Genomic DNA, 9,947 nt, shown 5'->3' with positions numbered 1-9,947 from the left:
CCACGGCACCCCTCCTCAGCCGCCCGTCCCGCTCCGCCACCCGCCGTTCACCGAACGCCCGCTCGCCGTCCCCGGGGACCCCGTGCGCGACGCCCTCGACCCCGAAACTGAGGTGAGCCCCCGTCATGCTGCTCGAAGTGCGTGATCTGCATGTGGAGTTCCGGACCCGGGACGGTGTCGCCAAGGCCGTCAACGGCGTCAACTGCAGCGTGGACGCGGGGGAGACCCTTGCCGTGCTGGGCGAGTCCGGATCCGGGAAGTCGGTGACGGCGCAGGCGGTGATGGGGATCCTCGACATGCCGCCCGGCAGGATCGCCGCGGGCGAGATCCTCTTCCGGGAGCGGGACTTGCTCAAGCTCAAGGAAGAGGAGCGGCGGAAGATCCGCGGCGCCCAGATGGCCATGATCTTCCAGGACGCGCTGTCCTCGCTGAACCCCGTGCTCTCCGTCGGCGACCAACTCGGCGAGATGTTCGTCGTCCACCAGGGGATGTCGAAGAAGGACGGCCGGGCCAAGGCGATCGAGCTGATGGACCGCGTCCGGATCCCGGCCGCCAGGGAGCGCGTCCGGCAGTACCCGCACCAGTTCTCCGGCGGTATGCGCCAGCGCATCATGATCGCGATGGCGCTCGCGCTCGAACCCGCACTGATCATCGCCGACGAGCCGACCACCGCCCTCGACGTGACCGTCCAGGCCCAGGTCATGGAACTGCTCGCGGAGTTGCAGCGCGAGTACCACATGGGGCTCATCCTCATCACCCACGACCTCGGCGTGGTCGCCGACGTCGCCGACAAGATCGCGGTGATGTACGCCGGCCGGATCGTCGAGTCGGCGCCGGTCCACGACATCTACAAGGCCCCGGCACACCCGTACACCCGCGGCCTGCTGGAGTCGATCCCGCGCCTTGACCAGAAGGGCCAGGAGCTCTACGCCATCAAGGGCCTGCCGCCCAACCTCATGCACATCCCGCCGGGCTGCGCCTTCCATCCCCGCTGCCCGATGGCCCGGGACGTGTGCCGGACCGACGAGCCACCGCTGTACGAGGTCTCCGAAGTACGGGGGAGCGCCTGCCACTTCTGGAGGGAGTGTCTGCATGGCTGAGCCGATTCTGGAGGTCAGCGGGCTGTACAAGCACTACCCGCTCACCCAGGGCGTCGTCCTCAAGAAGCAGATCGGCGCGGTGAAGGCGGTCGACGGCGTCGACTTCACCCTCGACCGCGGCGAAACCCTGGGCATCGTCGGCGAGTCCGGCTGCGGCAAGTCGACGGTCGCCAAGATGCTGGTCAACCTCGAGAAGCCGACGGCCGGTTCGATCAAGTACAGGGGTGAAGACGTCACCAAGCTGTCCGGGCGCGCCCTGAAGGCCGTACGCCGGAACATCCAGATGGTGTTCCAGGACCCGTACACCTCGCTCAACCCCCGTATGACGGTCGGCGACATCATCGGGGAGCCGTACGACATCCACCCCGAGGTGGCCCCGAAGGGCGACCGGCGGAGGAGGGTGCAGGACCTGCTGGACGTCGTCGGCCTCAACCCCGAGTACATCAACCGGTACCCGCACCAGTTCTCCGGCGGCCAGCGCCAACGCATCGGCATCGCCCGGGGGTTGGCGCTCCGCCCCGAGGTGATCGTCGCCGACGAACCGGTCTCGGCGCTCGACGTCTCGGTCCAGGCCCAGGTCATCAACCTGATGGACCGGCTGCAGAACGAGTTCGACCTCTCCTACGTCTTCATCGCCCACGACCTGTCGATCGTCCGGCACATCTCGGACCGCGTCGGCGTCATGTACCTGGGCCGCATCGTGGAGATCGGCCGCGACGCCGAGATCTACGACCACCCGACGCACCCCTACACCCAGGCCCTGCTCTCCGCGGTCCCCGTCCCCGACCCCGAGGCCCGTGAACAGCGCGAGCGGATCATCCTCGCGGGCGACGTCCCGTCCCCGACGAACATCCCCTCCGGCTGCCGCTTCCGCACCCGCTGCTGGAAGGCCCAGGAACGCTGCGCCCTGGAGGTACCGCCCCTCGCGGTGCCACCCCATCTCCGTCTCCTGACGGGCCCCGCGGTGCACGACTCGGCCTGTCTCTTCGCGGAGGAGAAACAGGCGGTTCCAGTCGGTGAGGCACCGGACGATCATGGCGAGGGCTCGCCATAACCGCATAAATGCTCACCAACTGCGTTAACAATCAGGCAACTCAGCCGACCCGATCCCGATATACGGACGCGTCAGTCTGAACAGCGTACGGCCGTGCGGGTGCCGTAAACGAGCCGGGGCGCGCCATGTCGCCCCGGCTCGTTGCCCTTTTTTGCGCCTAAACCGGCGCCGCTCTCGCGGACCTGGCCGGTGCTTCGTCGTGGTTCCTCAATTAATGGGTGCGGTGCTCTGGGGAGTGTCGGTGCTCAGCTCAGTTTGAGAGCGCGCCGAAGGAAGTCCACCTGAAGCAGCAGCAGATTCTCCGCGACCTGCTCCTGCGGGGTCATGTGTGTCACCCCGGACAGCGGCAGCACCTCGTGCGGCCGGCCGGCCGCCAGGAGGGCGGAGGAGAGGCGCAGGGTGTGCGCGACGACCACGTTGTCGTCGGCGAGGCCGTGGACGATCATCAGCGGGCGGTGCGGCTCGGCAGGGGACGACAGACCGTCGTCCGTGACCAGGGAGCTCTTCGCGTACGACTCCGGGTGCGTGGCGGGGGCGCCGAGGTACCGCTCCGTGTAGTGGGTGTCGTAGAGCCGCCAGTCGGTGACCGGGGCGCCCGCGATGCCCGCGTGGAAGACGTCCGGGCGGCGCAGCACCGCAAGACCCGCGAGCCAGCCGCCGTAGGACCAGCCGCGGATCGCCACCCGGGTCAGGTCGAGGGGGTGCGACTTCGCGAGGTCCTGGAGCGCCTCGATCTGGTCGTCGAGGGAGACCGTGAGGTCGTGGTGGAGTGCCTTCTCCCAGGCGGGGGAGCGGCCCGGCGTACCCCGGCCGTCCGCCACGACCACGGCGAAACCCTGGTCGGCGAACCATTGCGAGGTGAGGTGTGCGTTGTGCGCCGCGACCACCCGGGGACCGTGCGGACCCCCGTACGGATCCAGCAAAACCGGAAGCGGGCTGTCACCGGCGTAGTCCCGAGGCATAAGCACGGCGCACGGGATTCGGTGTGCGCCCCCCTCGGTGAGCACCATGCGCGGGGACATACCGGGATCTTCGGCGTAAGAGTGGACCGTTGCCGTCCGCTTTCCGTCCCGCAGTACCTGTACCTGCGCCCCTGGCCGGTCGGGCACCGCCGACACCAGCACCGTCACGCCCCCGGCGCGCACCGCCGAGTGCACGCCGGGCTCCTGTGACACGCGCTCCAGGCCCAGCTCGTTGACGCGGTAGACGTGCACCTCGCCGGTCTCCGGAGTGGCCGCCGCCTCGCCCGCCGACGCCGCGACCAGCACGTCGTCGTCGGAGACGTCCAGCACCGCGCGCACATGCAACTGCGGTCCCGTCAGCGGGCGTTCGCCGACCGCGAGCACCCGTGCGCCGCCCTCGTCGGCAATGCGCACCAGCTGGCCGGAGGGGCTCCAGGAGGGCACTCCGGGGAAAAGATCCAGCCATTGTGGATCTTCGTCGGCGTGCACCATTCGCGTCGCCCCGGTCTCCGGGTCCACCGCCAGGAACAGCTGGCTGCGCTGGTCCCGCGCCTGGACCAGGAGCAGTGGTGCACCCGCCCCTGACCAGTGCACATGCGCCAGATAGGGGTAGCGTGCCCGGTCCCACGAGACCTCCGTGCGGCCCCCGTCCAGACCGATCACGAAGAGCCGTACGTCCGCGTTGTCGCTGCCCGCCACCGGGTACGCGACCCGCTGCGGCTCACGCTCCGGATGCGCCGGATCGGAGATCCACCACCGCCGCACCGGCGTGTCGTCCGCGCGCGCCACCAGCAGCCGGTCCGAATCCGGCCCCCACCAGAAGCCCCGTGCCCGCCCCATCTCCTCGGCCGCGATGAACTCGGCCAGACCGTAGGTGACTTCGTCCGAATCGGGCTCGGCGAGCGCACGATCCCCGTCCCCCTCGGCGCCCACGACCCGCAGGGCGCCCCGCACGACGTACGCGATGTGCCGTCCGTCGGGGGAGGGGCGTGGGTCGATCACCGGCCCGGGGACAGGGAGTTCACGTGCCGTCCCGGCCCGCAGCTCGGCCGCGAAAAGCCGCCCTGACAAGGCGAAAGACGCCAACTCGACGGATGTGTCGGTGGCGTAGCCGACGATGCCGGCGCCGCCCTCCCGGCTGCGTTCGCGCCGCGCCCGCTCCTGCGGCGACAGGTCCTCCGACGTGCCGCCGAGGAGGGCGCGCGGGTCGGCCGCCACGCGCTCCCCGCCGTCCACCGGGTCGAGCACCCACAGCGAACTCGCCCTGTCCGTGCCGGAGGAGGAGCGCAGGAACACGACCCGCGAACCGTCGGGCGCCACGGTGAACGCGCGCGGTGCGCCGAGGGTGAACCGCTGGGTGCGGGCGTGCCGGCGAGGGAAGGAGTGAGGCTCGGTCGTCATGACCCGACCATATTGGCCAGTGCGCCCCCTTGTGCGGCTGTGCGCCGATCGATGCGCACGTACGGATAGTTATGATCACTAGCGCATAGTGGGTATGAACCTGCTGGCTGCTTTACAGATTTATCTGCCCCCTGAGTCCGTCCCCCGCGTCCCTGGGTTCTTTGGAGGTGAGCCGCCGTGGCACTCTCGATTTCGGCGGTGGTGCTGCTGGCGATCGTCGTCTTCCTGCTGATCAAGAAATCAGGGCTGAAGGGAGGGCACGCGGCCGTGTGCGTCCTCCTCGGCTTCTACCTGGCCTCGTCGACGATCGCTCCCACCATCAGCGAGCTGACGACGAATATCGCGGGCATGATCGGCAGCATCAAGTTCTGACCCGCGTCGGCACGTGGGCTCCGGGCCGTAAGCGACCGGAGCCCGCCCCCGGTCGACCTGTCCCGCACCTTCGTGGCACCTGACTCCGTAAGCTTGACGGATCTAGGACAAGCGAAGGCTGAGGCAGCGACGCGTGGACAGAGACAGTGTTGACGATCGACTCCGAGAGCTGGCTAAGGCATCCAGCGGCAAGCACGCCACCCTCGTCCTCGCCATCCTTCGGCCGCAAGTCCGCGATCACGGTCATCGGCCAGGACGGCGAGGTAGAGAAGGACGACCAGTACGACCGCGACGACTGCACCGCGACGACCACCAACAAGCAGCTGAACTTCCTGCAACACATCATGTTGCTCATGGGTGTTGGAGGGCGGGCCGCTGTTGTCCTGCCGGACGACGTGCTCTTCGAGGGCGGCGCCGGTGAGAAGGTCCGCCGCAAGCTGATCGACGAGTTCGACCTCCACACGATCCTGCGGTTGCCCACCGGCATCTTCTACGCCGGTGGCGTCAAGGCCAACGTCCTCCTTTTCGGCAAGAAGTCCCCGCGCGCCGACGGCAAGCCGCTCACCATCGAGACCTGGGTCTACGACTTCCGCACCGGCCAGCACTTCACGCTCAAGCAGCGCCCGCTGACCCGGGCCCACCTCGACGACTTCGTGGCGGCCTACCGGCCCGCGAGCCTCGTTCGGCCCGCGTGGAGTCGGAGGACGAGAACGGGCCGTTCAAGAAGTTCGGTTACGACGACCTGATCGCCCGCGACAAGGTCAACCTCGACATCACGTGGATGAAGGACCCTGCCCTCGACGACGCCGACAGCGGCCTGTCGCCCGAGGAGATCGTCCGCGACCTCCAGCCCGCCCTGATCGAGTTCACGGCCATCGCCCGCTCCCTGGGCGGCGAGGTCGACGTGCCGGACGCCGAAGTCGAGTAGTGCCGTGGGAGTGTGACGCCTTCTGTGAAAGTGTCACACTCCACGGCCGCACACTGCGGATCCGGACGGGCCTCGCACGGTGACGTTGGCGGGCCGGTCAGCCCTCTGACGCGTACGGCACGAAGGCTGACCAGGTGGTGGGGGAGAAGACCAGGCGGGGGCCGTCCACAATCTTGGAGTCACGGACGTGGACGGTGGCGGGGGCACTGGCTACCTCGACGCAGTCGTTGCCATCACCGCTACTGCTGTAGCTGCTCTTGAACCACGCCAGGCCGGAGGTGTCCTGGATGGTGGAGGTGCGGATCATGTCTCTCCAAGCATCTGCTCGATCAAGGCCCGCGACTCTCGGGGCGTGAAGGCCTGCGCCCGGATCATGCCATAGCGCAGTTCGAGGATCCTGACCTGCTTCGGGTCCGAGACGGGTCGGCCATTGAACGCGCCCTCGGTACGCCCCACCGCAGTGCCATCAGGGAATTTCAACACCTCGATCAGCCCGCCCGTGCCTACGTGTTCTTCGCGAGTGAGTCGGCATCACCTGGATCGACACGTTTCGCAACTGCCCCAGCTCCAGCAAGCGTTCGAGCTGTCGACGCCACACCATTGTGCCTCCGACTGGGCGCCGAAGCGTCACCTCTTCCTGGACGAAGCTGAGAGTCGGCGCCGGTGACCTCTCGAAGATTGCGCGCCGGGCCATTCGTGCGGCCACCATGCGCTCCATCTCCTCCTCCGAGTACGCGGGAAGCCAGATACCGAACAGCGCCCGCATGTGCTCCTCGGTCTGCAGCAGGCCGTGGAGGTTGTGGTTGCTGTACAGCCCCATCTCAACCGCTTGCGCCTCAAGCTTCGCAATCTCCCGCACCTTCTTCGGATACCGGACCTTCTTGACGTCCTCCCACGTTGCCGCGATCAGCCCACCCGCCCCCAACACTTCGTCGGCCTTGTCCAAGTACTCCTGGCGCGGAATCCGCTTCCCCGCCTCGATCTTGTAGACGAGGTCATCGCCGTACCCCACCGGTTTCCCGAAGTCGGGAACCCGCATCTGCACCGCCTCCCGCCGCAGCCTCAACTGCCGCCCCACAGTGGCGATGACAGCCACGCCCCACTCGTCGTCCGGGTCGACCTCCCATCCCGGCTCATCCGCCTCGGTCCTGAGCCGTCCTTCGTCCGTGCCCGCAGTCATCCCGCGCCCCTCACCTCGTACGACCGTGCCGCGACGCCCTTACCCGCGCGCACCGTCTCGACAGCCTGGACACCACTGGACAAGTCCTGGACAGTCACCCTACGCACCGGCGTCGTCACTGTTCACGGTAGGCGCACGCCGCCACGCTGAGTGACGTGAATCAAGAAACCGCCGCCCCCGAGGCCCAACTCGCAACCTCTATGCGCAACTTCAGCGTGCAACTGTCACCCACACCCCGCGGCGCTCGCCTCGCCCGACTCCTCGCCACCGAGCAACTCCGCTCCTGGGGGCTCCCCTTGGACCCAGCGGCGCACATCGTGGCCGAACTCGCCGCCAACGCCGCCACACACAGCCGGGTCCCCGGCCGGGACTTCCGGCTCACCCTTTACGTCGTCGCGGGCACCTTGCGCATCGAGGTCACCGACACCAGGGGTGATCGTCTCCCGCAACTGCAACACCCCGCCCCGGATGCCGAGTCCGGCCGAGGCCTCGTTCTCGTCGACGCCCTCGCCGTCCGCTGGGGCGTGGTCCAGGGGCCGTATCCCCGTAAAACGGTGTGGGTGGAGTGCGCCGGCGGATGACGCCGCATGGCGGGTTGAGGAGCGGCGTTGGGAAAAGGAACAGCTCCGCGTCACCTCGCCGCCCCGCTGCCCACCTGACGTTGAAGCGGGAGAAGCCATGGTCCCGCATGGCCGAAACCGGCACGCACCGTTGAACGCACCCGCTCAGCCCCAGAAGATGGTCATGAACGCCCTACCCCACAGGTCCGCGGGAGGCGGGCGTATGACGCGGTGCCGGCGTTTCGAGGCCGGTGGAACGGGGGCTGAGCGGTGCTGGCGGGTGGCGACGCGGTCGTGAGTGGTGCCCGATGAGGAACCGCATGCAGGTCGCGCTCCAGATCCTGCCGGCACTGGTCGCCTGCTTACTCGGGATCGCCACCAACTACGCGACCAGCACCGACGACGTTCCCTGGGCGCTGGAGGCGATTCAGCGGGTCTCCGTCCCGGCTATCGGGCTACTGATCGTGGCGCTGGTGGTCGGGCAGGTCGTCGTCTACCGGCTGGAGAATCCCGCGCCGCCCCGGATCGAGTGGCCGCGCGAGCGGGTTCCGTACCCGGGCCTCGACGCGTTCGACGAGGACGAGGCGCCCGTCTACTTCGGCCGGGAGGCACAGGCCGCCGAACTGACGCGCAGGCTGAACTCCACCGCGACCCGGCCCGCAGAGCGGTTCCTGCTGCTGGTCGGGGCGTCTGGAAGCGGAAAGTCCTCACTGGTCAGGGCCGGGTTGATGCCCCGGCTTCGGGAACGCCGCTGGACCGTCGTACCGGCCTTCGCCCCCGGCCCCAACCCGCTGGGCGCCCTCGCGGGTGCGCTGGCGGCCGCCGCCGATGGGCAGGAACCGGCGAGCGCCGTACTGCGCAGGCTGCGCCAGGGGCCGGACGCCCTGCGAGCCGAGCTGGCGCGGCTGCGGGGCGGCCGGTTCCGGCGGATGCTCCTCGTGGTCGACCAGTTCGAGGAGGTCCTCACCCTGGCGGGGGAGCGTGAACGCGCCCAGTTCCTCGAAGCGCTGCGCACCTGCGTGGAACAGGACCAGACAATCCGCGTACTGGTCACCGCCCGGGTGGACCTGCTCGGACGACTCCTCGGCACCGGATACGTTGAACTCTTCCAACACCCTGTCGCCATCGGCACGTTGGGCAGAGCACAGCTCGCCGAAGTCGTGGAGCGACCCGGGGCACTCGTCGGTCTTGGTTTCGAGCCTGGGGTTGTCGACTCCATCGTGAGCGAGACCGGGACGGACGACGCACTACCGCTGCTCGCCTACCTCCTCCAGGAGTTGTACTTCGCCTCCGGTCCCAGCCGGACGGTCACCGAAGAGCTGTACCGGCGGCTCGGAGGAGTACCCGGCGCATTGGCGCGCCAGGCGGACAACACCGTGACCGGGCTCGGTGCGGGCGTGGGCATCGACTCAGTCCTCCGCGTCCTGCTCAGGTTCGTCACCGTCGAGGGCCAGGAGGTGGCCCGCCGTCATGTGCCGCTGTCGGAGCTCGATGAAGGGGACCACCATGTCGTCGACGCCTTCGTCGAGGCGCGGCTGCTGCGCACCGACGTCACGGGCAGCGGCTCCGCGACCAGCGGTGAACCCTACGCGCAGGTGACGCACGAGGCCCTGTTCCGCCAGTGGGCCCCACTGAGGCAGGAAGTCGAGGCGCGGGCTGAACGACTTCGCGAGCGCGCCGAACTGGAGCGGTGGGCGGCCGACTGGGAGCGGGCCGGACGCAGCGACGACTATCTCCTCACCGGGGAACGCCTCACGGCGGCCCGGCGCTGGCTCGAAGCACTGGAGGAGTCCGGGCAGGCGTCCGCCCCCACCCGCGCTCTCGTCGAGTCCTCACAGCGCCGCGACCTGACCTTCCTGGGCCAGGTCTCCGACAGTATCGGCCGTCAGGTACTCCTGAGCGCGGAGAGCGAACCGGAGCGCTCCCTGCTGCTCTCGCTCGCCGCGCTCGGCGAGTGCACGCCCACGCCCTCGGCCAGACGCGGGTTGATGGCGGCGCTCTCGTCGAGTCACCTCCGCGCCCGGCTGGACGGACACTCGGACACTGTCCGGCACATCGCCTGGTCCCCCGACGGGCGCATGCTGGCCACGGCGTCCAGGGACGGCACGGCCCGCGTTCACGACGCGCGGTCCGGACGCACCCTGCTGGTGCTGCCATGCGACGGCGTCATGGTTGAGTCCGTTGCCTGGTCACCGGACTCGGCGAGGGTGGCAACCGCCGGCCGTGACCGTGTCGTACGGATCTGGGATGCCACTTCGGGGGAGCCGGTCCGGCTGCTCACCGGCGCAGGAGACCTCAACAGGCAGGTGGCGTGGTCGCCGGACGGCCGACATGTCGCGGCAAGCTCCAAGGACCGGATCGTACGGGTCTGGGAGGCCGATACCGGGCGG

9 protein-coding genes and 1 pseudogene are annotated in these 9,947 nt (G+C 68.9%); 7 read left to right on the top strand and 3 right to left on the bottom strand.

Features of this window, described 5'->3' with window-relative positions; genetic code table 11:
* Window positions 1–125 precede the first annotated feature (125 nt).
* On the top strand, window positions 126–1,100 hold the full coding sequence (locus AQJ91_RS06355; protein WP_067017289.1) for an ABC transporter ATP-binding protein: 975 nt from the start codon (window positions 126–128) through the stop codon (window positions 1,098–1,100).
* Window positions 1,093–2,154 (top strand): ABC transporter ATP-binding protein, encoded by a 1,062-nt coding sequence (locus AQJ91_RS06350; RefSeq protein WP_067017287.1) that lies wholly within the window; start codon window positions 1,093–1,095, stop codon window positions 2,152–2,154. The genes AQJ91_RS06355 and AQJ91_RS06350 overlap by 8 nt, the downstream gene beginning before the upstream one ends.
* A gap of 245 nt (window positions 2,155–2,399) precedes the next feature.
* Here AQJ91_RS06350 and AQJ91_RS06345 read toward each other — a convergent pair whose 3' ends face one another.
* A complete protein-coding gene (locus AQJ91_RS06345) occupies window positions 2,400–4,517 on the bottom strand; it encodes a S9 family peptidase (protein ID WP_067017286.1) in 2,118 nt (705 codons plus the stop codon).
* Between the two features lie 177 nt (window positions 4,518–4,694).
* Between AQJ91_RS06345 and AQJ91_RS06340 the strand changes: the two genes are divergently transcribed.
* The 3 genes from AQJ91_RS06340 (at window position 4,695) to AQJ91_RS54345 (ending at window position 5,817) form a co-directional block, all read left to right on the top strand.
* Entirely contained in the window at window positions 4,695–4,889 is a 195-nt protein-coding gene (locus AQJ91_RS06340) for a hypothetical protein (protein WP_067017285.1), read from the top strand.
* Window positions 4,890–5,038: 149 nt separating this feature from the next.
* Window positions 5,039–5,635: an HsdM family class I SAM-dependent methyltransferase gene (locus AQJ91_RS06335; protein WP_324617975.1), complete on the top strand. Its 597-nt coding sequence runs from the start codon at window positions 5,039–5,041 to the stop codon at window positions 5,633–5,635.
* A complete protein-coding gene (locus tag AQJ91_RS54345) occupies window positions 5,581–5,817 on the top strand; it encodes a hypothetical protein (RefSeq protein ID WP_067017280.1) in 237 nt (78 codons plus the stop codon). The genes AQJ91_RS06335 and AQJ91_RS54345 overlap by 55 nt, the downstream gene beginning before the upstream one ends.
* 97 nt (window positions 5,818–5,914) lie before the next feature.
* Here AQJ91_RS54345 and AQJ91_RS06325 read toward each other — a convergent pair whose 3' ends face one another.
* Both AQJ91_RS06325 and AQJ91_RS06320 read right to left on the bottom strand, forming a co-directional pair.
* A complete protein-coding gene (locus tag AQJ91_RS06325; RefSeq protein ID WP_067017278.1) occupies window positions 5,915–6,124 on the bottom strand; it encodes a DUF397 domain-containing protein in 210 nt (69 codons plus the stop codon).
* Window positions 6,121–6,997: pseudogene (locus AQJ91_RS06320) on the bottom strand (helix-turn-helix domain-containing protein). The gene AQJ91_RS06325 and the pseudogene AQJ91_RS06320 overlap by 4 nt, the downstream one beginning before the upstream one ends.
* Window positions 6,998–7,152: 155 nt before the next feature.
* On the opposite strand from AQJ91_RS06320, the gene AQJ91_RS06315 reads away from it, so the two are divergent.
* Together AQJ91_RS06315 and AQJ91_RS06310 are read left to right on the top strand one after the other, a co-directional pair.
* Entirely contained in the window at window positions 7,153–7,578 is a 426-nt protein-coding gene (locus AQJ91_RS06315; RefSeq protein WP_067017277.1) for an ATP-binding protein, read from the top strand.
* Window positions 7,579–7,877: 299 nt separating this feature from the next.
* Window positions 7,878–9,947, top strand: a 2,070-nt coding sequence (locus AQJ91_RS06310) for an AAA family ATPase (RefSeq protein WP_159054496.1), incomplete at its 3' end; no start/stop codon positions are given.

It is taken from the genome of Streptomyces dysideae, assembly GCF_001514305.1.
Classification (GTDB): domain Bacteria; phylum Actinomycetota; class Actinomycetes; order Streptomycetales; family Streptomycetaceae; genus Streptomyces; species Streptomyces dysideae.
The sequence above is the reverse complement of the archived record's forward strand: the minus strand, read 5'-3'. Positions and strand labels throughout refer to the sequence as shown.

Coding starts and splice junctions, on each gene's coding strand:
- AQJ91_RS06355 (WP_067017289.1), top strand. CDS start 126: ATGCTGCTCGAAGTGCGTGATCTGCATGTGGAGTTCCGGACCCGGGAC.
- AQJ91_RS06350 (WP_067017287.1), top strand. CDS start 1,093: ATGGCTGAGCCGATTCTGGAGGTCAGCGGGCTGTACAAGCACTACCCG.
- AQJ91_RS06345 (WP_067017286.1), bottom strand. CDS start 4,517: ATGACGACCGAGCCTCACTCCTTCCCTCGCCGGCACGCCCGCACCCAG.
- AQJ91_RS06325 (WP_067017278.1), bottom strand. CDS start 6,124: ATGATCCGCACCTCCACCATCCAGGACACCTCCGGCCTGGCGTGGTTC.